At 39.3% G+C, this 23,136-nt stretch carries 23 protein-coding genes, 1 pseudogene and 1 riboswitch; of the genes and pseudogenes, 16 read left to right on the forward strand and 8 right to left on the reverse strand.

The annotated features are described in order from the left end of the window. Nucleotides 1-64 precede the first annotated feature (64 nt). The 3 genes and pseudogenes from GQR53_RS10445 to GQR53_RS22260 all read left to right on the forward strand — a co-directional run bounded on the left by GQR53_RS10445 (nt 65) and on the right by GQR53_RS22260 (nt 2,893). Complete coding sequence (locus GQR53_RS10445; RefSeq protein WP_165743895.1) at nt 65-778, forward strand: 1-acylglycerol-3-phosphate O-acyltransferase; 714 nt, start codon at nt 65-67, stop codon at nt 776-778. Further along, nucleotides 778-1,113 carry a ribonuclease E inhibitor RraB gene (rraB, locus tag GQR53_RS10450; RefSeq protein ID WP_002961968.1) on the forward strand — a complete coding sequence of 112 codons (336 nt, stop codon included), beginning with the start codon at nt 778-780 and terminating at the stop codon, nt 1,111-1,113. Before GQR53_RS10445 ends, rraB begins: the two co-directional genes overlap by 1 nt. A 608-nt stretch (nt 1,114-1,721) precedes the next feature. Then, nucleotides 1,722-2,893: pseudogene (locus GQR53_RS22260) on the forward strand (polysaccharide lyase family 7 protein). 57 nt (nt 2,894-2,950) lie between these two features. Here the strand turns inward: GQR53_RS22260 and GQR53_RS10460 are convergent. Beyond that, entirely contained in the window at nt 2,951-3,922 is a 972-nt protein-coding gene (locus GQR53_RS10460; protein WP_165743896.1) for a zinc transporter ZntB, read from the reverse strand. A gap of 285 nt (nt 3,923-4,207) precedes the next feature. On the opposite strand from GQR53_RS10460, the gene GQR53_RS10465 reads away from it, so the two are divergent. Genes GQR53_RS10465 through GQR53_RS10475 form a run of 3 tightly spaced genes read left to right on the forward strand, consistent with a single transcriptional unit; the run spans nt 4,208 to nt 6,595 of the window. After that, entirely contained in the window at nt 4,208-4,642 is a 435-nt protein-coding gene (locus tag GQR53_RS10465) for an ATP-dependent zinc protease (protein WP_007585784.1), read from the forward strand. 2 nt (nt 4,643-4,644) lie between these two features. Beyond that, on the forward strand, nt 4,645-5,550 hold the full coding sequence (rimK, locus tag GQR53_RS10470; protein ID WP_002961977.1) for a 30S ribosomal protein S6--L-glutamate ligase: 906 nt from the start codon (nt 4,645-4,647) through the stop codon (nt 5,548-5,550). Then, nucleotides 5,537-6,595 (forward strand): succinylglutamate desuccinylase/aspartoacylase family protein, encoded by a 1,059-nt coding sequence (locus tag GQR53_RS10475; RefSeq protein ID WP_165743897.1) that lies wholly within the window; start codon nt 5,537-5,539, stop codon nt 6,593-6,595. Before rimK ends, GQR53_RS10475 begins: the two co-directional genes overlap by 14 nt. A gap of 88 nt (nt 6,596-6,683) precedes the next feature. Here the strand turns inward: GQR53_RS10475 and GQR53_RS10480 are convergent, their stop codons facing one another. The 4 genes from GQR53_RS10480 to recQ form a co-directional block, all read right to left on the reverse strand. Then, entirely contained in the window at nt 6,684-7,256 is a 573-nt protein-coding gene (locus tag GQR53_RS10480) for a mechanosensitive ion channel domain-containing protein (RefSeq protein WP_165743898.1), read from the reverse strand. 64 nt (nt 7,257-7,320) lie between these two features. Further along, entirely contained in the window at nt 7,321-9,030 is a 1,710-nt protein-coding gene (locus GQR53_RS10485; RefSeq protein WP_165743899.1) for a BamA/TamA family outer membrane protein, read from the reverse strand. A 169-nt stretch (nt 9,031-9,199) separates the two neighbouring features. Further along, nucleotides 9,200-9,484: a DUF3630 family protein gene (locus tag GQR53_RS10490; protein ID WP_002961372.1), complete on the reverse strand. Its 285-nt coding sequence runs from the start codon at nt 9,482-9,484 to the stop codon at nt 9,200-9,202. 7 nt (nt 9,485-9,491) lie between these two features. Beyond that, nucleotides 9,492-11,315, reverse strand: a complete 1,824-nt coding sequence (gene recQ / locus GQR53_RS10495) for a DNA helicase RecQ (protein WP_165743900.1) — start codon at nt 11,313-11,315, stop codon at nt 9,492-9,494. Nucleotides 11,316-11,448: 133 nt separating this feature from the next. Here recQ and GQR53_RS10500 point away from each other — a divergent pair, with 133 nt between their 5' ends. Continuing rightward, nucleotides 11,449-11,904 carry a thioesterase family protein gene (locus GQR53_RS10500; RefSeq protein WP_024596241.1) on the forward strand — a complete coding sequence of 152 codons (456 nt, stop codon included), beginning with the start codon at nt 11,449-11,451 and terminating at the stop codon, nt 11,902-11,904. A gap of 51 nt (nt 11,905-11,955) precedes the next feature. Then, nucleotides 11,956-12,873: an EamA family transporter RarD gene (rarD, locus tag GQR53_RS10505; protein ID WP_039488332.1), complete on the forward strand. Its 918-nt coding sequence runs from the start codon at nt 11,956-11,958 to the stop codon at nt 12,871-12,873. 16 nt (nt 12,874-12,889) lie between these two features. On the opposite strand, the gene GQR53_RS10510 is transcribed toward rarD, so the two are convergent. Further along, a complete protein-coding gene (locus GQR53_RS10510) occupies nt 12,890-14,125 on the reverse strand; it encodes a response regulator (protein WP_165743901.1) in 1,236 nt (411 codons plus the stop codon). Between the two features lie 84 nt (nt 14,126-14,209). Beyond that, entirely contained in the window at nt 14,210-14,584 is a 375-nt protein-coding gene (locus GQR53_RS10515; protein WP_024596244.1) for a DUF413 domain-containing protein, read from the reverse strand. Nucleotides 14,585-14,675: 91 nt separating this feature from the next. On the opposite strand from GQR53_RS10515, the gene GQR53_RS10520 reads away from it, so the two are divergent. From GQR53_RS10520 to ung, 8 genes are all read left to right on the forward strand, one after another. Then, nucleotides 14,676-15,545, forward strand: coding sequence for a LysR family transcriptional regulator (locus GQR53_RS10520; RefSeq protein WP_165743902.1), 870 nt, complete (start codon nt 14,676-14,678; stop codon nt 15,543-15,545). 170 nt (nt 15,546-15,715) lie between these two features. Continuing rightward, on the forward strand, nt 15,716-16,648 hold the full coding sequence (locus GQR53_RS10525; RefSeq protein WP_165743903.1) for a porin: 933 nt from the start codon (nt 15,716-15,718) through the stop codon (nt 16,646-16,648). A gap of 60 nt (nt 16,649-16,708) precedes the next feature. Then, a riboswitch (cobalamin riboswitch) is annotated at nt 16,709-16,843 on the forward strand. 559 nt (nt 16,844-17,402) lie between these two features. Then, nucleotides 17,403-18,215: an ABC transporter ATP-binding protein gene (locus GQR53_RS10530; RefSeq protein WP_165743904.1), complete on the forward strand. Its 813-nt coding sequence runs from the start codon at nt 17,403-17,405 to the stop codon at nt 18,213-18,215. A 1-nt stretch (nt 18,216) separates the two neighbouring features. Continuing rightward, nucleotides 18,217-19,221 carry an iron ABC transporter permease gene (locus GQR53_RS10535; RefSeq protein ID WP_024604204.1) on the forward strand — a complete coding sequence of 335 codons (1,005 nt, stop codon included), beginning with the start codon at nt 18,217-18,219 and terminating at the stop codon, nt 19,219-19,221. Nucleotides 19,222-19,225: 4 nt separating this feature from the next. Further along, nucleotides 19,226-20,710: a cobyric acid synthase gene (locus tag GQR53_RS10540; protein ID WP_165743905.1), complete on the forward strand. Its 1,485-nt coding sequence runs from the start codon at nt 19,226-19,228 to the stop codon at nt 20,708-20,710. Further along, the gene (gene cobO / locus GQR53_RS10545; protein WP_024604202.1) at nt 20,703-21,302 is read left to right on the forward strand and encodes a cob(I)yrinic acid a,c-diamide adenosyltransferase; all 600 of its coding nucleotides are present in this window, start codon (nt 20,703-20,705) and stop codon (nt 21,300-21,302) included. Before GQR53_RS10540 ends, cobO begins: the two co-directional genes overlap by 8 nt. After that, nucleotides 21,302-22,162: a cobalamin-binding protein gene (locus GQR53_RS10550; protein WP_165743906.1), complete on the forward strand. Its 861-nt coding sequence runs from the start codon at nt 21,302-21,304 to the stop codon at nt 22,160-22,162. Before cobO ends, GQR53_RS10550 begins: the two co-directional genes overlap by 1 nt. After that, nucleotides 22,159-22,821, forward strand: a complete 663-nt coding sequence (gene ung / locus GQR53_RS10555) for a uracil-DNA glycosylase (RefSeq protein WP_165743907.1) — start codon at nt 22,159-22,161, stop codon at nt 22,819-22,821. Before GQR53_RS10550 ends, ung begins: the two co-directional genes overlap by 4 nt. 87 nt (nt 22,822-22,908) lie before the next feature. On the opposite strand, the gene GQR53_RS10560 is transcribed toward ung, so the two are convergent. Next, nucleotides 22,909-23,088, reverse strand: a complete 180-nt coding sequence (locus GQR53_RS10560) for a DUF3545 family protein (RefSeq protein WP_165743908.1) — start codon at nt 23,086-23,088, stop codon at nt 22,909-22,911. Nucleotides 23,089-23,136 lie beyond the last annotated feature (48 nt).

Genomic DNA, 23,136 nt, shown 5'->3' on the forward strand with positions numbered 1-23,136 from the left:
ATTGACTCGTCTGTGTCACAAAATAACGCTATAATAATCATAATTGATCTTTGGAGAAACTCATTTGCTAGCTGTTATACGCGTTTTTATTATGCTGATGTTTATATTATTCAGTTGTATTTTTGGTTTATTACTTTCGATTGTAAGACCATTTCATCCCAATAATGTACATATAATAGCGGGCTGGTTTGGCTCAATGGCTAAAATGATTGGCGTTAAATTAGTTTTAATACGTCATAAAGATGCAATTGATGCAGGCCCTGCTGTTTATGTTGCTAATCATCAAAATAGCTACGACTTATTTACAGTGCCTGCAATGGTGCCTAAAAACTGCGTAAGTTTGGGGAAAAAGAGCTTAAAGTGGATCCCATTTTTCGGTCAGCTTTATTGGTTGTCGGGTAATATATTAATAGACAGATCGAATCGCTCCAAAGCAGCGGGAACTATCTCCAAAGCAGCCGAAAAAATTAAAAGTAATGGCTTATCTGTATGGATGTTTCCAGAAGGCACACGAAGCTATGGAAGAGGGTTGCTACCGTTCAAAACAGGTGCTTTTCACACCGCAATGAGCGCAGATGTACCCATAATTCCGGTATGTATGAATACAACACATAAAACCATTAAGCTAAATCGTTGGGATAATGGTACAATTTACATCGAAATGTTAGCGCCTATACCGCTTGATAAAGAAATTAGCGCGCGTGAGCATGCTAAAAGCGTGCATAGCATTATGGCTGCTAAAATAACTGAATTAGATGCTCAAGTGAGAGAAAAATAATGGAAAACTGGCGTGAAATAAGTGAAGACATCGTAAGTTCACTACTTGAAGATGGATCAGATCCTGAAATACTTTATGAAGTAGAACACCATTTTGTGTGTGAAGACTTCCCTAAACTAGAGCAAGCTGCATTGGCTGCTTTTAAATTAGGCTACGATGTTGAAGAGCCAGCAGAGCTTGAGCTTGAAGATGGCAGTAAAATTTGGAGCTTTGACATTGTAGTTGAAGCTGAGCTAGACGTAGACGTTATTATGGAAGACGTTGATAAGCTAGCGCAACTAGCCGTTGAGTGCGATGTTGAATACGACGGTTGGGGTACTTACTTTCAAGAGTAATTAATTATCCAGCATTAGAAAAATAGTAAAGGCGAGCATTTAACAATGCTCGCCTTTTTTAGTTTTACCCCCTGTTTAAGCTTTAAATACACTCACTAGCCTTTATATAAATCAAAAATGTACATTACCAATTTAAATCTGGTTGTTACCAATTTAAGATTGGCCTTTAATTTATCTCTATTTTTATTTTTTATTCATACTAAATTAATATTGTCCATAATTATTGGTAAGCAGTGTTATTTATTTTTTAATACTTATGTCTGAAATTAAAATTTATTTTTAAAAATTAATTCGTTACTTAATAAAATATAATGTGTTGATTAAATTGAAAATTAAATTTGTTTTTAAGTGGTAATAAAGGTGTAAGTAATACTTATTTGCTGTACCACACTGTGTTGACATATTGGTAACAATAAATGTAACCTTTATCCGCCTTCGGGCATACTTTTTGGTAATGTTAATTGGTAGGTTTTATTTGCCATTTAAATTACCATTACTATTCATACACAATTAAAAACCTGTATAGCGGTAAGATCTAAGTGTTAGTGAATTTCACTAACCTAAGTAGTTAGGTTGTTTTTATGTTCAGGTTTAAAGGAATAAAGATAATGATTAACCACGAGAAATTGTTTATTTGCACTGCAATTACTGCAACCTCAGCGTTATCTCACGCTGCAACTATTAATAACCCTGGCTTTGAAAGCGGTTTTAGTAGTTGGAACGAAACTGAGCCAGCGGCTATCTCATCTGATGCATATAGCGGATCTAAATCGTTAAAAATTCAGGGAAGTCCTGCACGTGTTTATCAATTAGTAATATTCAGCCAAACACTGAATATACGTTAAGTGCTTATGTACTTGGTAAAGGGCAGATTGGGGTTAACGACTTAAACGGTTTATTTAAAAACAAAACCTTTGATGTATCGTCTTGGACTAAGGTAACTAAAACGTTTACTTCAGTGAATACCAATTCACTGCAAGTATTTGCTAAGCATTACAATAGCTCAAGTGATGTACGCTTTGATAATTTTACATTAGTTGAGGGCAGTAATAATGGTGGTGGCACTGATGATGGTGCAGGATCTGGAGACGGTACAACGATTCCAAGCAGCATTACAAGTGGTAGTGTTTTTGATTTAGAAGGGGATAGCCCTAACCCGTTAGTTAACGATAGTACGTTAGTGTTTGTACCTTTGGAGGCACAGCATATTACGCCTAACGGGAATGGCTGGCGTCATGAGTACAAGGTAAAAGAAAGCTTGCGTGTTGCCATGACACAGTCTTACGAAGTATTTGAAGCAACTGTAAAAGTTGAAATGTCTGATGGCGGTAAAACAATTATTTCACAGCACCACGCCAGCGATACTGGGACTATTTCTAAAGTGTATGTTTCAGATACTGATGAATCAGGTTTTAACGACAGCGTAGCGGGTAATGGCATTTTTGATGTCTATGTTCGTTTGCGTAATACCAGTGGCAATGAAGAAAAATTTGCGCTAGGTACTATTACAAGCGGTGAGTCATTTAACTTGCGAGTGGTAAATAATTACGGCGATGTAGATGTAAGTGCACTAGGTAATTCGTTTGGTATTCCTGTAGAAGATGATTCTGAATCTTACTTTAAGTTTGGTAACTATTTACAGTCTCAAGATCCAAATACTCTAGATAAATGCGGTGAAGCAGGTAACTCTAATTCATTCAAAAATTGCTTTGAAGATTTAGGTATTACTCAATCAAAAGTAACAATGACTAATGTTACTTATACCCGGCAAACAAACTAAGTAGTCACTTAATTATGGCCACTCAATTGAGTGGCCATAATAAATATGCGTTTTAATTTACAGCCATTTTTTATTTTTAAAATACACACCAATACTGCCAGTGAGCACAATTAAAAATATGACAAAAGCACTAAACGCATAAGGGCTCTCTGTACCAGGAATGCCTCCTACGTTTACACCTAAAAGCCCCGTTAAAAAGCCCAGTGGTAAAAAAAGTGCTGCCACTACAGACATAACATACATTCGCTGGTTTAACTGCTCAGAAACTTGGTTAGTGATTGTTTGCTGAATAATTTGCGCACGTTCAACCGAACTATCTAGCTCTTCAAGATAACGAATTAATAAGTTAGTGGTTTCATTAAGTTTTGCTTTATCGTCATCTAATAACCATAGGTAGTGGTTATTTACCATTGAGCTAAGGGCTTCTTTTTGCGGTTTTAAATAACGTTTTAAGGCAATAGTTTGGCGTCGCAATTGTGATAAGCCTTGGTTGTCAAACTTTTTACTTGGTTCATCTATTTCTTCTTCAAACTCGTCGAGTGTTTCATCTAGTGAGTCAATAACGCTTTGCATACGTGAGGTTAATTTTTGTGTAATAGAGCACACTAATTCAGAAATGTTGCATGGGCCTTTATTTTCATTTAAACAGGCGAGCGTATCTTGCACCGATAATAAACGGCGCTTACGGGTAGTAATAAGAATGTCTTCGCTAATAAATAAACGAATTGAAACCATGTCTTCAGGGCTTTGTGCTGGATTTAAATTTACACCACGTAAAAATAACATGTGCCCGTTAGTTGTAGCCGTAATACGTGGGCGTGTTTCATCAGCAATTAAGGACTCTAATTCGTAGTCGTTTAAATGAGGTTGTGCCTTGAGCCATTCAACAGCCTCGCTTTGGCTATAGTCCATGTGCACCCAAAGTTTTCCGTGGCTTGGTTGCCAGCTATTTAGCTCATTAGTGCTTTCAATAGGGCGAGCGCCGCCTTGTCCATCAAGTACAAGTGCATGTAGTAAACCATTAATCATAATTATTTCTCATAATAGTGTATTTTTAATACCGTTAACTATAGTGTATCTACTTAAGTATTTTAAACTTACCTTTATTTTTAATAAGTTAAGCTTAAATAGCAAAATATATGCAGAGCCTTTGGGCTGAGTAAAGTGGCATAAAGTACTATTCAGCAAGGCGTGCATTGTGTGACCAGTTGTTTAAAAAGATCAATTTAATTTACTAATCGACTAGATAAATTTATTTCGTTGGTGTTTTTTTACCTGTAGCGTATAAGTCACTTTTTTATTAAGGGCACATTTATGACAGCAAAGATCACAGTTGGTTGGCGTGAGTGGTTAAGTTTACCTGGGCTTGGTATTAACGAGATAAAAGCAAAAATTGATACTGGCGCTCGCACTTCATGTATTCATGCAATTAACATTGAAGAATACGAAGTTGACTCAGAAAAATGGGTTAAATTTACGGCCCAGCCACTGCAAGATGATGAGCAAACGCAAGTCACTTGCAATGCAAAAGTTAAAAAAATGAAGTACGTAACCAGCTCAAGTGGGCAAAAAGAGTTACGTTACTTTATAGAAACTACATTGCATGCAGGCGAGCATAGCTGGCCTATCGAGCTTACTTTAACAAGCCGTGCAACAATGAAGTTTAGAATGTTATTAGGGCGTACAGCCATGGAAAATCGTATAGTCGTTGACCCGGCTTTATCTCAACTATTAGGTCGTAAGGTTTAACTATGAAAATCGGTATTTTATCTCGCAACAGAAAATTATATTCAACACGTCGCTTAATTGAGGCGGCAGAGGCACGCGGTCACGAAGTTAAAGTGATTGATGCATTGCGCTGTTATATGAATATCAACTCTGAGCAACCAGAAATTCACTATCGCGGTGAAAACTTAAAAGAATTTGACGCAATTGTCCCGCGTATTGGTGCATCGGTTACATTTTATGGCTGTTCGGTACTTCGTCAGTTTGAAATGATGGGTGTTTATCCTGTAAACGAATCAGTCGCTATTTCTCGTTCGCGCGATAAATTACGTTCACTTCAGTTACTTTCGCGCAAAGGCGTTGGTATGCCAGTAACAGGTTTTGCCAGCAAACCCGATGACGTAAAAGACTTACTAGAAATGGTAGGCGGTGCACCTGTTGTAATTAAATTACTTGAAGGCACACAAGGCATTGGTGTTGTACTTGCTGAAACACGCAAAGCAGCTGAAAGTGTTATTGAAGCATTTATGGGCTTAAAAGCTAATATTATGGTTCAGGAATACATTAAAGAAGCGGGTGGTGCCGATATACGTTGTTTCGTATTAGGCGATAAAGTAATAGCAGCAATGAAGCGCCAAGCACAAGAAGGTGAGTTCCGCTCTAACCTTCACCGTGGTGGTAGCGCTACATTAGTTCGCATTACTCCAGAGGAACGTAAAACGGCAGTAGCAGCGGCTAAATCAATGGGCTTAAATGTAGCGGGAGTTGATTTACTTCGCTCATCTCGTGGACCACTTGTGATGGAAGTTAACTCATCACCGGGTTTAGAGGGCATTGAAATAGCAACAGGTAAAGATATTGCAGGTATGGTGATTGATTTCATCGAAAAAAATGCCTCAAGTAAAGGAACAGCAACACGTGGCAAAGGTTAAAATTAACCGTCCTTTTTTCTTATTAGGAGAAAATGTAGGCGTAGGCGAGCGTAAAACGCTTGCCTTAGAAGCAGCTAAGCTTTACACCCATTCACCACTTAATATTCCTATTGAAGTGGTTAATGGTGTAATGGAAGGCCCTGTGCTTATGGTGTGTGCGGCTATTCATGGTGATGAGCTAAATGGTGTAGAAGTTGTGCGTCAGTTACTTGCTAAAATAGATCCAAGCCAACTGCGCGGAACAATAATCGCTGTGCCTATTGTGAATGTGTTTGGCTTTATTCACAAATCGCGTTATTTACCAGATAGACGCGATATGAATCGCAGTTTCCCAGGTTCTGAACGTGGTTCATTAGCTGGGCGTATGGCTTATATGTTTTTTAATCAAGTGGCAGTACATTGTACTCACATTATTGATTTGCATACTGGCGCTATTCATCGTACTAATTTACCGCAAATTCGCGCTAATTTAGAAGATGAAGCAACCGCTGAAATGGCTAAAGCATTTGGTACGCCGGCGGTTATAGATGCATCATTGCGTAATGGCTCATTACGAAGTGAAGCTGCAAACCTAGGTATCCCGGTTATAACCTATGAAGCTGGTGAAGCACTGCGTTTTGATCCAATCGCAATTGCGGCCGGTGTACAGGGTGTTGATTATGTTATGCGTCATTTAAAAATGATCCGTGGCAAGCGTCCTAAAAAGTTACCAGATCCTATTATTGCAGGTTCAACTAGTTGGATACGTGCCGAAGTTGATGGCATTGTGCGTGCACAAGTATCACTAGGGGAGCATGTAACTAAAGGGCAAGTGCTTGCATATATAAGTAGCCCTCTAGGGGATTCTGAGCTTGAGCTATTAGCGCCTAAAGGCGGTATTGTTATTGGTCAGCAAACTATGCCATTGGTAAATGAAGGTGATGCGGTATTCCACCTTGCTTACTTTGCAAATGATAATAGCCTAGTAGAGCAGCAACTAGAGAACTTTATTGATGAGATAAATGATTTAGATGACGAGCTTAAAACAGCTGAATTAAATAACTAGTAGCCAACCTGAACTCTATTTAGTTAAAGCATTAAAAAGCCGCAGTAGGTAATTACCTACTGCGGCTTTTTTGTGTGTTTATTTTAATTTAGGATTTTTTAGGTCCAATAATACGCTTTATAACGGGAGCTTTTGTTGGCTTTGGTTCTTTATTTAAAACCATGACAGGACGGGTCACAAATAAATTGTTAGGGTAAATTACACGGTGCCCATCAATATGTTCAAGTACTACATTCATTAAGCCCATTTCAACAATGCGCCCTTCAACATGATTCGCACCATCAATAATTCGTACCCAATAACCAACGCGGCAATCGTTTTGAATAAACATCAGTAAAAATGCGGTGAGGTTACTCAATAATGACCAGGCGGCAAAAAGTGCTACCCCTAACATGGCAAATAAAGAAGAGCCTAAAACCAATAAACCACGCAGCTCTATACCCCAAAATACTAAAACCAAACACAGTACTACAAAGGCGAGTATAATTTTTAGTAAAAGCTCTGCACGGTATTTTCGGTGTAAATCTACTTTGCCTTTAATCGCTTTTTCGAGTAGTTTTTTGGTTATTTTTAATAGAAGAGGGAAAACCAAAATAGCGATTATAGTTACAACTAACTTATATTGTGATGCAAACAATTCTAAAACTTCTATTATTTCCACATTAGGTCCTGAACTTTCATAACAATTTAATGCAATTGGTATTAGTTTAACGTGTTTGTATTATTTAAAAAGTGTTTTTAACGCTTACTAGCCACTGGACTGAGTCTACATCGTCGTAGCTATCAACAGGGGCGGCAATATCAATGTGGATCATGGTTCCTGAGTTTGCGCGACTTGGTGCTAAACGAAGACCAACGCCTACATTTTTCAATACATGTGCATTTTCACCGTTATCTTCATCGTTAAACCATGCTCTGCCTACATCTACAAAAGCTGCGCCACCCACTTTAAATAGTTGTAGTAAATCGTACTCCCAGTAATAGCGCTTTTCTAGATTAACTAAAAAGCTGCGATCGCCATGTTGATAATCCATCGGGTAACCACGCAGGCCTGTTTCGCCACCTAAAGTAAGCTGTTGATCAGCAGTCAGGTTTTTGGCGTATTGCACGCGGGCTTTAACATACCAAGATTGGTCTTCACTGGTATTTAAATAATATTGTACTTGGCTGGTGGCCATAAAGTTTTCGAGTTTTTTCTGTTCTTTATTCCAATAGCCATCAATATCAGCACTAAAACGCCATAAGGTATTATCGTTAGTAAAGTGGGCTTTTTTAAAGTTAAAAGAATACACCGCGCGGCTGTCGTCATTACTTAATGACTCATCTGAATAGCCAATTAAGCTTTTAATATTCCAACCTAAGTTTAAATCCTCAGTGCGAGATATACTGTCAAAATTGCGTACTTTTATGTAGTTATCTTCAAACCAATGGCCGCTTATAAAGGGATAACTTAAACTTCTGTCATCGGCAAGTGGTGCAAATGTAGTGTCTATAGCTTCAAAGGTATGCTGCTCGTCGGTATAACCTAAGGTTAAGCGTTGGGTCCAATTATTATTAAGCGCTTTAGAGTGTCCTATAAATGCACGGTTTAAATCAGTAGTTTGATCAAATTCGCTAAACTCTTCGCCGCGTTTATATAGTGACTCTTCGCGCTGCTCAGAATAGCTTAAAATACCGTAACTAAAAGGGGTGTCAATTGCGTAAAATGGATAGGTTAGCTCAAGCAAATGGCGCTTGCCGTCGCTGTTATCGGCGTACTCTAAACGGCCTCGGTAGCGAGTAGATAAAATATTAGGATCGTCGTAAACAAATAAGTAACCGCTGCGATCGCTGTCAGTCGTGCGCGAAAAAGAAAGGCGCTTACCCCAGCCAAGCAGGTTAGATTCTCTAAAACCTATACTCGATTTGTTTTCTCCACCGCTCCGACTAAAGTTCACTTCAGGTAAAAGTGTCCATAAATCACGGGTAACCACTTCTACATTAACGTCGCCGTCGCAGTTTTCGGTAGCACTAATTTGTGCATCATATAAGTAGCTTTCTTTGCGAAGTAAACGCTCAGATTCTGCGAGCTTTTTAGCGTCGTACTTGTCACCTGGGGAGAATAATAAAAGGTTATTAATGACATCGGGCTCTGTTTGAATGTGAGCGCGGTTAGCAAATCGGAATAGGGCATTATTTTCCTCTTCAAGCTCAGTATTAAATACATTAAGTTGCTTGAGCTTTATTGAGGCTATTTTAGCGTTACTATTACTGTGCGTGAGGGTTGTTTTGTCTTGAACTTCTCGGCGTAGGTTTTTATTTGTGCTTAAATCTGTCTGTTTTACAAGGCAGTTATCAGTTTTCATTGAAGATTGTTGTGCGAACGTATTAGGCACATAAAAGCTTAAAACCGTTAAACTAATACAACATTGTGCTATCCATTTCTTGCTCACCATTAAACCTCTTACTGCTACGTAGCAAATGACTATCGTAATATCAGCTTACATCATTGTTATTATAATGTAAGTAAAAGGTATGGATTTTGAAATTAATTAATTGTTACTCATATTCACTTTTGTTAATAGCCAGCTGGTTTGCAGCGACCTATGCGCTAGGCATTAAAAGCTAGCTTAAATAAAATGCTAAAGCGGCGAGTAAGTGTTCAGCTTCATGACCTTCGGCATTAATCCAGATGCTTTGGCTGTAATGCTCATAGTTTAAATTAAAGGTTTGATGATTATAGGTAAAGCGAACTTGATGTCGATCGGCGCCAGCAGAGTACTCATTGAGTGTTACTTCGTCTGAGTGTAAAAATAATGTACTCCACAGCTCAAAGTCTTCATCGTTTGGTAGCTCAATGGGATTAATCAAAATACATTTGTGTGTATGGTCATATTCTATTTGGGTCATAATGCTCTTAATTAGTAGCTAGGTAATGTCGAATTGCCGTTAAAAATTCGCCGCCGTATTTATTTAACTTAGTAAAACCAACACCTGAGACCTTTAAAAACTCACTGTCGTTTGTTGGCATAAGCTGCGCCATTTCGGCTAACGTTTTATCATTAAATACTACATAAGGTGGCACATCGTCGGCATCAGCAAGTTCTTTACGAAGTGCGCGCAGGCGAGCAAATAGCTTTTTGTCGTAATTAAATTGCGCTAACTTATCTTGATAAACGTGTTTGGCTTGCAGGCGTGGCTCGGCTAATTGCAGTGCGTATTCACCTTTTAAAATTACACGCGCGGCTTCTGTTAATCTAAGTGACGCACCTTGTGTTATATCTTGGCTAAGTAAGCCTTGATGAATAAGTTGGCGTAAAATACTAAGCCAAAACTCACTGCTTTTATCTTTACCTATGCCGTAGGTACTTAACTCATGATGATTATTATCGCGGATGCGGCTCGTATTTGCACCGCGAAGTAATTCAACAATATAACCAAGTCCAAAACGTTGTCCCGCTCTGTACACACACGAAAGTGCTTGCTGGGCGACTAACGTACCATCAAAGCTTTTTGGCGGATTTAAGCAAATATCGCAGTTGCCACAAGGTTCGCGTTGATATTCACTAAAGTAGTTAAGTAATATTTGACGACGACATGTTTGCGCTTCGGCAAAGCTTGCCATTGCGTTAAAGCGTTGTTCTTCTACGCGGCGGCGTTGTTCATCGTCTATGTCTTCAAAAAAGCGCCTTACGCGACCTATATCAGCTGGATCAAAATACATTATAGCTTCTGCGGCAAGTCCATCTCGCCCAGCTCGACCAGTTTCTTGATAGTACGACTCTATACTTTTTGGAATATCGTAATGCAGTACAAAACGCACATTAGGCTTGTTTATACCCATACCAAAAGCAACGGTTGCGACCACTATCTGTATATCGTCACGGGCAAACCCGGTTTGTACAAATTGTCGTTGCTCGTTACTCATACCAGCATGATAAGCGGCAGCGTTTAGTCCTGCATCTGCAAGCTTTTCAGCAATGTCGTCTACGCGTTTACGGCTGGTGCAATAAATGATACCGCTTTGGCTTTTTTGCTCCTTTAGGTAGCGAAGCAATTGCACCATAGGTTTAAATTTTTCTTCTATGGTGTAACGAATATTGGGGCGATCAAAGCTGCCAGTATGAATATAAGGCTGTTGTAGTTTTAATTGCTCAACTATATCAAACCGTGTGGCTTTATCGGCGGTGGCGGTTAATGCCATCATTGGGACATGTGCAAAACGTTGCTTTAATTCGTTTAAGCGAAAGTAATGAGGTCTAAAGTCATGACCCCAATGCGACACACAGTGCGCTTCGTCAATAGCAAATAAATTCACATTTAAATGCGATAAACGCTCTAAAAATTCGTGTTGTAATACTTTTTCAGGCGCCACATATAAGAGCTTAATTTGCCCCTGATGAAGCTGTTGATACACCAATTGCTGTTCTTCTCGTGCTAAGCTGTTATTAACGTAAGCGGCTTTTACCCCAAGAGCTTGCAGTTGCGTTACCTGATCTTGCATTAGCGATATAAGCGGAGATATAACAATGGTTACGCCTTCGAGTACTAAAGCAGGGATTTGGTAGCACACCGATTTTCCGCCGCCAGTAGGAAGCAATACAAGCGAGTCTTGACCGTTAATAGCGGCATCAATAACTGCTTTTTGACCGTCGCGAAATTCACTGTAGCCAAACACTTGTTTGAGGACAGTTTCGGGTTTACGCACAAGGGTGCTAGAAGGTGGAGTTGATGTATTCATTGGCGGGTATTTTAGTGGTTTTTTAGTGAGATGTCTTTAGCTGAGTTACTTGATAAATTATTTAAGTGGAGTCTCGTAGTTTTACACTATGTATGTTTTACTCATCTTACCTGTTTTGACATAGAGAATAATAATGAATAAAGAAATGTTAATTGAACAAGTGGGCGCGTTATTTGTAAATGGCATGCCGTTTAACCAGTTTTTACAAATATCGGTTGAGTCGTTAAGCCCTGAACAGGCCAAAATTACGTTCCCGTGGCAGGATGTACTAATTGGTAACCCTGCGCAAAAAATACTCCATGGTGGTGTTATTTCAGCCGTACTTGATAATGTAGGCGGTATGCTCGCTGCAGCAAGTGTAATTGATAAACTCACCGATTTAGATATTACAAGCGTGCAAACAAAATTAGCCACGCTTGGGACTATCGACTTACGTACTGATTATTTGCGCCCTGGTAAAGGAGAGAGCTTTACTGCCAGCGCAACACTTATTCGTTCAGGTAATAAAGTATGTGTATGCAGAATGGAATTACATAACGAACAGTCTGTTCAAATTGCTTTTGGAACCGGCACGTATTTAGTTGGATAAAACGCGTATGGCAAGTAAACTAGCGGCCTTTTAAATCACTAAGTGTTTATTATGTCGATTGATACTGAGCAGCGTAAAGGTGCTATTTTTGCTTGTCTTGCTTTTTTAATGTGGGGCCTTGCGCCAATATACTTTAAGTTAATTCAGCATGTTTCTGCTTTTGAAATTTTAATGCATCGGGTTATTTGGTCGGTTGTGTTTTTAGTATTGGTAGTAAGTGTTTTACGGTATTGGGGTAAAATTAAACGCATTATCGTTCAACCTAAGCTTTTGCTTATGCTTGTTATAACCTCTGCACTGCTTGGGTTTAATTGGGGTTTATTTATATGGGCTATAAATAATAACCACATGCTTGATGCAAGCTTGGGCTATTACATAAATCCTCTTTTAAATGTATTACTGGGTATGCTTTTTTTAGGCGAACGCCTGCGTAAATTCCAAGGCGTAGCAGTAGCCCTTGCCTTTAGCGGTGTAGTGCTGCAGCTAATTAGTTTTGGCTCGTTTCCGGTAGTTGCCTTTTCACTGGCTATATCATTTGCACTTTATGGTTTATTACGTAAAAAGTTACCGGTTGAAGCCTTGCCTGGCATTTTACTCGAAGCACTTATATTACTGCCTGTCGCACTTATTTACTGGTGGTTAATGGTGCCTACAGCAACATCAAGCCTGCCAGCTAATGATTGGCATACTAATGTACTACTGATTAGTGCAGGTATTGTAACTACATTACCACTGCTGTGTTTTACCGGTGCAGCTAAGCGTTTGCAATATACTACACTTGGCTTTTTTCAATACATTGGGCCAAGCTTAATGTTTATACTAGCTGTGGTGTTTTATGGTGAAGTGTTTGATGCAGAGCGTGTAGTAACATTTGCATGTATTTGGAGTGCACTGGCTATTTTTAGTTGGGACTCTTACCATCAATCACGCAAACGTAAAAAAGCGGCTATTACAGCCGCAGAAGTATAATTAACTAATAAAATGGTTAACTAACTACTTTATTACGACCAGATTCTTTAGCGTCGTAAAGCTTTAAGTCGGCCTGTTTTAAAAGTTCATCAATTTGATAAACAGGCCCGTTTGCAAAGCCAATAGAAATGGTGAATTTTATTTTAGCTTTACTAAACTCTTGGCTATTCATTTCTATAAAATACCTAAAGCCTTCAAGGCGTTTAAGGGCTTCTTGTTTATCTACATCTATAAAATAAACTGCAAACTCTTCACCACCTAAGCGCGCTACTAAGTGCTTTTTAAAGTATTTACTGAAGCAAATAGAGAGCCCTTTTAATACTTCGTCGCCAACATCGTGCCCGTATGTATCGTTAATTGATTTAAAGTGATCAATATCAAGCATAGCTAAAGCACCGTCACCTTTAGTATGTTTTATTTGCTTTAATGATTTTTCAGCTTCTTCAAAAAAGTAACGACGATTTGGTAAATTAGTTAAATAATCCGTGTTGGCTTGTCGCCTTATGGTGGCTATAAGTTCTAACATATCGACGTTTTGACTAAGCCTGCAGTAAAACTCTTCGCTATTAAAAGGTTTGTGCAAATAATCGTTTGCGCCATTTTTTAAAAATAAGCTAGAAAGCCCTACAGAGTCAGAACCCGAAATACCAATAATAGCCTTTTCATCATTGCTATATAAGCGGCGAATCTCGCTACATAGCTCATCGCCATTCATGTTGGGCATTTCATTATCAGTAATAATAACTGAAATATCAGGTGAAGCTTCAAGCAGATTTAACGCTTCTTGTCCGTCTTGCGCTTCAATAATTTGATACTTATGGCGCACTAATAAACTACAAATGTATCGTCGGGTCGATTTAGAGTCGTCAACAACGAGTACTTTTACATTTTCGTTACGAGGCAGGCGCTGTAACTGTTTTCCGAGGTACTGATAAGCTTGTTTATTTTCTTTAATGATGTAATCGATGATTGGGTATTTTTCTACAGTGTCGCGAGTTTTTTTATCAATATTGCCCGTCATTACAATAGTTGGAATGTCTGCATTAATAGTACAAGGTACAGCCTCACCAGATGGGGCATCAGGTAATATGAAGTCAACTACAGCGCAAAAATAGCTATTTTTACTTATAAGCTCTTTTGTTTGCGCTAATGACTCAGCTATATCAACTTCATAACCAGCCTTAAGCGCGATGTGCTTTTGCACTCGCGCCATGGCAGGTGTATCTTCAACTATTAGAATTTTTCGCGTCACGGAACAACCCTATATATTTTGCAAAAATATTTGCTTATACAAGTTGTAACTGTTAAAACGCAAAAAAGCAAATAACTTAAGTACTTACAGATTATCCGCTTCTGAATAATACTCTTGGCTAATCGGTGCCGGGCTCGACATTTTTGAACGGCCAAATAAAGTATGAAACTTAGTTTTGCAGGTCGTTAGTTTTAAGTATTTTACCCAAGCTCGTTCGATTGGGTTGGTAGGTTCTTGTGAGCCAGTTACGACTGCTACAAACTGTTCCTGGTGTTCGTTTTGCGGCTCAATTGTTTTACTGTATAAGCCTTTTAAAACAACTCCGTGTTGTTCAAGTATGCTGGCTTCTAATAAGGTGAAGTTTCCGCTGCGGCTAAAGCCTCGTGGAAAGTTTTGATCATCATAAAATTGACGTTGGCTAACAAATGCTTGGCGTAGTAATGAAATGTTATTGCTCATAGCTTTATCCTCATACCTTAGTAATTAGCTGGAGTATGATGCAAGTTTGGCAATTTATTAAACAAATTATTTTTATCGTGAGGATAAAAAATTGGATATCGATTTATTAAAAACATTCGTTGAGGTAGTACGTACGCGTCACTTTGGTAAAGCGGCCGAAAACCTTTATATTACGCAGTCTGCAGTGAGCTTTAGAATTCGCCAATTAGAGCAAGGGCTTGGTGTTAATTTGTTTATTCGCCAGCGTAATAACATTCAACTTACAGCACCTGGCGAGCGCTTATTACCCCATGCACAAATGATTATTACGGGCATGCAACGCGCCAAAGTGGATGTTGCGCTTGCCGATAATATGCATAAGCAAATTAGCTTAGCAGGAACGCCCAATATTTGGGATGCTTTTTTACAGTTTGGTATAACAAATATTGTCTCGGCGATGCCGGGGGTGTCATTAGTCGCAGAAGTTAAAGCACAACAAGAAAGCACTCGGCTGTTATTAGAACGCACGCTTGATTTGGCAATATTGTTTGATCCACCAAAAGTAGACGAGTTAGTGGTAGAGCGAATCTGTGAGTTGCCAATCATTCCCGTAAGCGGATACGACACTGCAACGAACGAAAACTTTTTTGATAATCAGTATGTATATGTTGATTGGGGAACTACTTTCTCACTTTGGCATGCACGCCAGTTTACTGGAAAAACCCCTCCTTATTTTAGAACTAGCACAGGACGTATTGCACTTGATTTAATACTGCAATGTGGCGGCAGTGCGTTTATACCTCAAGTATTGGTAGAAGGACATTTAGAAAAAGGTGAACTGTTTCATGTTAAAGATGTAGAAAATACCTCGCGAGACGTGTTTATAGCGTATCACAGAGACAACGAGCAAAAAGAGTTAATAGAAACCTTAGTTAATTTACTATCGCAAATGACCCCCAAGCTTGTCATTAAAGAAAAGTAAGTAAGTTCGGCCGTTTATTAGGCTTTCATGTTATTTTGATTTCAAATTTAATGCATTTTTATTAATAAAAAAAGACATTAATATTTCCATTGTAATATTACTGTCATTTAGCGGTGACAAAATGCAGCAGTTTTAAAAATTAGTCTTTTGTGATTATCCAAGGAAATAACATGAAATTTGTAAAATCGAGCTTATGCTTAGCACTATTAAGTGGTTTATCTTTTAATGCACTTGCCGATGTAGACATTTACGGTAAAGCGAATGTAACAGTGCAATCATCTGATGACGGCGAAGGGTCTTTTACTGAGATAAAAAGTAATGCATCTCGTCTTGGTGTTAAAGGTTCTGAAAAAATAAATGATAGTTTAGAAGCGGTATATAAGTTTGAGTTTCAAGTTGATGTGTCTGATGCTGATTCAAAAGGCGATAACGACGACAATATTTCTGCGCGTAACCAATACGTTGGTTTAAAAGGTGCGTTTGGCCAAGTGGTTATTGGTCGTAACGATACTGCGCTTAAACAATCTCAAGGTAAGTTAGACTTGTTTAACGACCTTGAAGGCGATATTAAAAATGTATTTAAAGGTGAAAACCGTTTAGGGAATACTGTTAGTTATTCATCAAACTCATACGAAGGTTTTAAAGTACTTGCTACTTTTGTAGCTGAAGATGATGTAGACGCTGATAACGGTTACTCAATGGCGGTTACTTACGGTGACGTGGCACTTAAAAAGAGCGCAGTATATGCCTCTATCGCAGCCGATAGTGAAGTAAATGGCTACGATGTAGTACGCGCGTCAATCCAAGGTAAAGTTGAAAACTTTAAGTTAGGTGCAATGTACCAAACACAAGAAAAAGTTGACGGCAGCGCAGAAGCGGATGGTTATCTATTAAATGCAGCTTACAGCATGGGTAACAACACATTTAAAGTACAATACCAAGACATGGACTTTGACGACAGCGACGATAAGTCAGCAATATCAGTTGGTCTTGAACACAAATTAAATAAAAACATTAAAGTATTTGGCTTTTACTCAAGCTTCGACATGGACAACAACGTTGACCAAGACTACGTAGGCTTAGGTATGGAATACAAGTTTTAACTATTCGCTAAATTAGTTAAAACACTCCCTTTTAATCGCGCTCTTTTGAGTGCTGTTTTTTTTGCTTTAAATTATTTACTTAGCCGCCCATAATAGAGCTTCATTTGGAATGAGGTGCGAGTCCTCGACTGTTCCCGCAACTGTAATTAGCGCAAAGCTTTAAGTCAGATACAAATGGTATAATACCAATTTTATTAAAAACATGATCTTTCTAGCGAATTATATAACTTACTAACTTCGTTAAAAATTATTTATATAGAAAAAGTATATGTCATAATTTCCGCCTTGTTATTAAGCTATTTATTTGTCGCTATAATAAATCACTAATTTAATACAATTGGTATGAATTCTTTTAACGAGAGGGTTTACTCATTTTTTCTTGTAGTGCATTAGTATTTTTATCGCATTTTTAGTGAGTTTAACCTAGGGTCTGTTGAACTTTGCGGATTAAAATTTGTTCAAACTAGGGGCTATTTAATCGCGGCTCGAGGTTTGTAACCTAGTGGGCTCGATAACTGCTCCTGCGTTATTCTAATGGCTTACATCCATGTAAGAATAAGTAAAAACCGAGTAACAAAGAGTAAATAGCCCCTAGGAAGAACCCTTTGGGCAGCGCCTGTTTGGCATTAATGCTACGTTATCGCCCATTTATGGGGAATAACCACACTACATAGGCTCTGCTTTGCCTAAATACCAAACAGACTGTTGCAAATTTAACCTTGAAAGATCAACAGACCCTATCTAGGACTGACTATTGTACACTCAAACGCCATTAAATATACCATTACTAAACGTTAAAAACGTATCGTGGGGTATTGGCAATAAAACGATCCTCAAAAAAATAAACCTTAAAATAACCACAGGTAAATTTGTTGGCTTAATTGGACCTAATGGCGCAGGTAAATCGAGCTTATTGCGTTGTTTATATCGTTTTAATAAACCCAGTAATGGCGTTGTAGAGTTTAACAACACCGATATTTGGCAGCTAAAAAGCGATGAGTACGCAAAAAAAGTAGCGGTTGTTTTACAAGAAACCCCGTCGCAATTTAACTTAAGCGTATTTGATGTTATTGCACTTGGGCTAACGCCTCATAAATCGCTATTTAGCTCAGTAACTAACATTGATAAACACAAAATTACCCAAGCTATCAACACTGTAGGGTTGGCAGATCATAGCGATCAAAGCTTTGAGTCACTTTCGGGTGGAGAAAAGCAACGTGCCTTGATAGCCCGCGCCATAGTTCAGCAACCTCAGTTGTTAATAATGGACGAACCAACTAGCCATTTAGATGTTAAATACCAAATACAGGTAATGGAGCTTGCTAAATCGTTGGGTGTAACGGTGTTTGCATCGTTTCACGATTTAAACTTAGCTTCTGCAATGTGCGATGAACTAGTGGTTATTAAAAATGGTGAAATTACACATACAGGCACGCCAAGTGAGGTATTAACCGAAAACATGCTAAGCGACGTTTTTGGTGTCTGCGCTCAAGTAAATAACCACCCGCAAATATCGGAGTCGGGAAATAGCATCCCTCATATCACTTACTTTTATGGTTACGAATAATATGAGCGCAGTTAATACTCGCCAATCACTTGCGCTATTTATCAGTGCTGCAGCTGCTTTATTTAGCTTATTTGCAGCACTTAGTTTTGGCGCAGCAGAGACCTCACTTCAAGATGTATTTAATAGCTTTTTACTCTCAAATGATGCGTCTTTTAATTCGCGTATTATTTTTGAACTAAGAATGCCACGCACATTACTCGCCTTTTTAGCCGGCTCTGGCTTAGCAATTGCGGGGCTTATTTTACAAACGGTAACGCGCAACCCTTTAGCCGATCCTTACTTATTTGGTATATCGTCGGGTGCTTCATTTGGGGTGGTGTTACTTATGGCATTAGCAGGTATTAGCGCAGGTTTTATGTTATCGGCAGCAGCATTGCTGGGTAGCTTACTCGCCATGAGTTTATTAATACTTATTGCAGGTAGGCAGCAAAGTGCACAGGTAGAATCAATGTTATTAGCTGGTGTTGCTCTGTCGTTTTTATTTAGTGCATTTACCAGCTTGCTGCTTTATTGGAGCGACCCTCAGGCGGTAGCCGCTATTTTATTTTGGACACTGGGCAGCTTTTCGCGTGCGCAGTGGGTTACGCTTTGGTTGCCTTTATTGGTAATTACATTGTGTACGTTTGTAATGCTGAGCTTTAGAAGGCAGCTAAATGCTATGTTACTGGGCGATGAAAGCGCAATTACATTAGGTGTGAGGGTTCAGCGCTTTAGAATACTTATGCTGGTTTTAAGCTCATTAATTACCGCTGTGCTGGTGGCTATGTGTGGTGGTATTGGGTTTGTAGGATTAATGGTGCCGCATATTGTGCGCTTTTTTATATCCCAAGGCACCATCGCTGGCTTACTGGTAACCAGCTTGGTGGGCGGTACATTTATGGTGTGGGTTGATGTACTTTCGCGCTCATTGCTGAAAAACCAAGAACTGCCCGTAGGTGTTATTACTGCAGCTATTGGTAGCGTGTTCTTTTTGAGTTTATTGTTTTTTAGAAAGCGAAGGGTGTAATTCCATGAAAACCTTAATGGTGCAAGGCACTACATCAGATGCTGGTAAAAGCACTTTAGTTGCTGCCCTTTGCAGGGTGTTTGCTAAGCGAGAGGTAAAGGTTGCGCCTTTTAAACCACAAAATATGGCACTTAATAGCGCAGTAACAAAAGATGGCGGCGAAATTGGTCGTGCGCAAGCTTTGCAAGCAATAGCAGCTAAAGTAGAGTCCGAAATAGACTTTAATCCTATTTTACTTAAACCTAATAGCGATACTGGCGCACAAGTGATTATTCACGGAAGAGCCATTAGTAATATGGAAGCGGGCAAATATCACGACTATAAAAAAGTGGCGATGGATGCAGTAATTACCTCACATAACCGCTTAGCTAAACGCTTTGATTTACTCCTCGTTGAAGGGGCAGGTAGCCCTGCTGAAATAAACCTGCGTGAAAACGATATTGCCAATATGGGTTACGCCGAAGAGGTAGATTGCCCAGTAATTATAATTGCTGATATTGATAAAGGTGGTGTGTTTGCACATTTGGTAGGTACGCTTGCGTTGTTAAGCGAGTCAGAACAGGCGCGCGTAAAAGGCTTTGTTATAAACCGCTTTAGAGGCGATATAGGTTTGCTGCAAGGCGGGCTTGATTGGCTTGAAGAATACACAAACAAACCCGTACTTGGCGTATTACCTTATTTACACGACCTTGCGCTTGATGCTGAAGACGCCGTCGCAATTGATAATAACGTAACCAACGCCTCAATTAATATTGCAGTGCTACTTGTTCCCCACATTAGTAACCACACCGATTTTGATGCACTGCGTTTGCACCCAAACATTAATATAAATTACGTGCGCCATACGCAAACGATCCCAGACGTTGATCTGATAATTCTCCCAGGCAGTAAAAACGTGCTGGGCGATTTAACCTTTTTGAAAAATGAAGGCTGGGACACTCAAATTAAACGCCACTTACGCTATGGTGGTAAAGTACTTGGCATTTGTGGCGGCATGCAAATGCTGGGCAATACGCTCAACGATCCCGAGGGTATTGAGTCATCATTAAAGCAAGTAAATGGGCTTGCTCTGTGCGATTTTGAAACCACGCTAACAACACAAAAAGTATTAACTAAAATAACCGCTACACTGCTTTTAAATAACCAATCAACACCCTGTAGTGGTTACGAAATACATGCAGGGATTAGCCAAGGTGCAGCGCTTAATAAGCCATTTTTAACCTTTGATAAAAGCCACCCACATGGTTTTGTGTTCGATGGCTTTATTAGCGATGATAACGCCATTGCGGGCACTTATTTACATGGCTTATTTGATGAAGCTGATGCTACATCGCAAATTTTAAAATGGGTAAAACCAAGCGCCTCAATTAACCCAATTAGTATTGCCACTCATCGCGAGCAGCAGTTAGAACGATTAGCAACCATGTGCGAAACGCATTTAAACATACAGCAAATTATCTCGATTTATGAAGGGCACAATAATGACTGAACAAAACAACGATAAGCACAAGCAGCGCCAACAAAAAGTAAAAGAACAAGTGGATGCACGTGTTGCCGCCGCACAAGATGTAAAAGGTATTTTTCAGGTAATTACCGGTAACGGTAAAGGTAAATCAACCTCAGGCTTTGGCGTTGTAGCACGCTGCGTAGGGCATGGTAAAAAAGCAGCCGTTTGCCAATATATTAAAGGTACGTGGGAGTGTGGCGAGCGTAATTTATTACAAAGTGCAGGCGTTGAGTTTGTTGTAATGAACACCGGTTTTACCTGGGATACACAAAATAAAGAAGCCGATACCGCAGCCGCCCAAGCAACATGGCAAGAGTCAAAACGCATGCTTGCTGATAGCAGTATTGATTTAGTATTACTCGATGAGCTTACGTATATGGTGACATACGGCTATGTTGATTTAGATGAAGTAGTAACAGCCCTTAATAACCGCCCGCCAATGCAGTCAGTTATTATCACAGGGCGTGCAGCACATCGTACTTTAACCGACCTTGCCGACACGGTAAGCGAAGTGCGTAATGTAAAACATGCATTCGACTCAGGCATAAAAGCGCTAGAAGGATTTGATTACTAATGTTTAAAGCGTTTTTTATTGGGGGGCTGCTTTTTTGTGTATCGGGCAGTGCACTTGCAGAGCAGGCTAATGATTCTAAAAAACTGCGAATAATCGCGCTTGCACCACATATAGTCGAAAACCTATTTGCCATAGGTGCGGGCGATAATATTGTGGGCACGGTTGATTACGCCGACTACCCAAGTGAAGCCCAAAGTATTGAGCGCATAGGGGGTTATTACGGTATCTCACTTGAAAAAGTGTTAGCGCTTAAACCTGATTTAGTAATTGCGTGGAAAAGCGGAAACCAAAGCGAAGATTTAGCCCAAATAGAGCGTTTAGGTATAAAAGTATATTTGAGTAATCCCACCACAATCGCTGGTGTAGCCGACGAGTTACTTACTTTTGGTGAATTTACAGGGAATATTGAGCAAAGCCAGCAAGCGGCAAATGCATTTACACAAAAACTAAACGCGATTGTTAAAAGCCAGCAAGATAAAAAAAATATTACCGGATTTTATCAGTTATGGGCTGAGCCCATGATGACAGTAAGTAAAAATACGTGGATAAGCCAACTGATTGAAACATGCCATGTAAGTAATGTATTTGCACAAAGCATTACAGATTACCCGCAAATTAGTATCGAAAATGTCATTGTTACTAAGCCACAAGTTATTATTATCCCTGATGAAAAATCAAAAACACCACAGCCGATTGTTAATTGGCAAAAGTGGCCAGAAGTACCAGCAGTTAAAAATGATCAATTTATTAGCGTAAATGCCGATTTATTACATCGTTTTACCCCGCGCATGCTAGATGGACTCGCGGATATGTGTGATAAAATAGACGCATCACGTAAACAGATTAAGAGTACACAATGAGCAATTGGGCTACATTTTTAGAAAGTGAATTACAGCAAACTTACATGCAGCAAACGTTAGAGTATGTGGCTAATCGCCGCAATGAAGGTGTTGCTGTTTACCCGCCTGAAGCTCAAGTATTTAGTGCTTTTGATGCCACCGCACTTAATGACATCCGCGTTGTAATTTTAGGACAAGACCCATATCACGGAGAGGGGCAAGCGCATGGCTTGTGTTTTTCGGTATTGCCTGATGTAAAAAAGCTGCCGCCGTCGCTTAAAAATATGTACAAAGAGTTAGCTGTCGACATCAGCGGGTTTATTATTCCTGAGCATGGTTACCTGCAAAGCTGGGCAGATCAGGGCGTGTTTTTACTCAATACAGTATTGACCGTGGAGCAAGGACAAGCGCATTCACATAAGCATTTAGGATGGGAGCAATTTACCGATAATGTAATTGCCCATATTAATAAGCACTGCGAAGGTGTGGTATTTATTTTATGGGGTGCACATGCACAAAAAAAGGGTAAAGGCATAGATAGCGCTCGCCATCATGTTTTAAAAGGGCCGCACCCATCGCCGCTTTCGGCGCATAGAGGCTTTTTTGGTTGTAAGCATTTTTCACAAACGAATGAGTTATTGCAAGCCCAAAAAGATAAGCCAATTAACTGGCAAATCTAATTTATTCTAAAGAACTCAAATTGTTTAAACCATTAAAAAAGGCTTCCAGATTCTGGAAGCCTTTTTGTTTAGTTGGGGCGTATTGAATTAAAAATCGAGCTCATCAATTGCAATACTGTCTGTAAAGTAGTCTAGTTCTTGTAGTTCTTTACATAGGCGCTGTTTGTCTTTTATTGCTTCTATTTCACGCCATTTTCTTTTTTTATTTTTTTGAGAGGTTTTTCTTGTTGTATCTGGTCCTTCTAATATCTCGTTTAGGCTATCCATGAACTTCTCCTATTGATTTTATTGACCTCAAGAATACCTATACCACAG

It is taken from the genome of Pseudoalteromonas sp. Z9A6 (assembly GCF_011378805.1).
Classification (GTDB): Bacteria; Pseudomonadota; Gammaproteobacteria; order Enterobacterales; family Alteromonadaceae; genus Pseudoalteromonas; species Pseudoalteromonas distincta.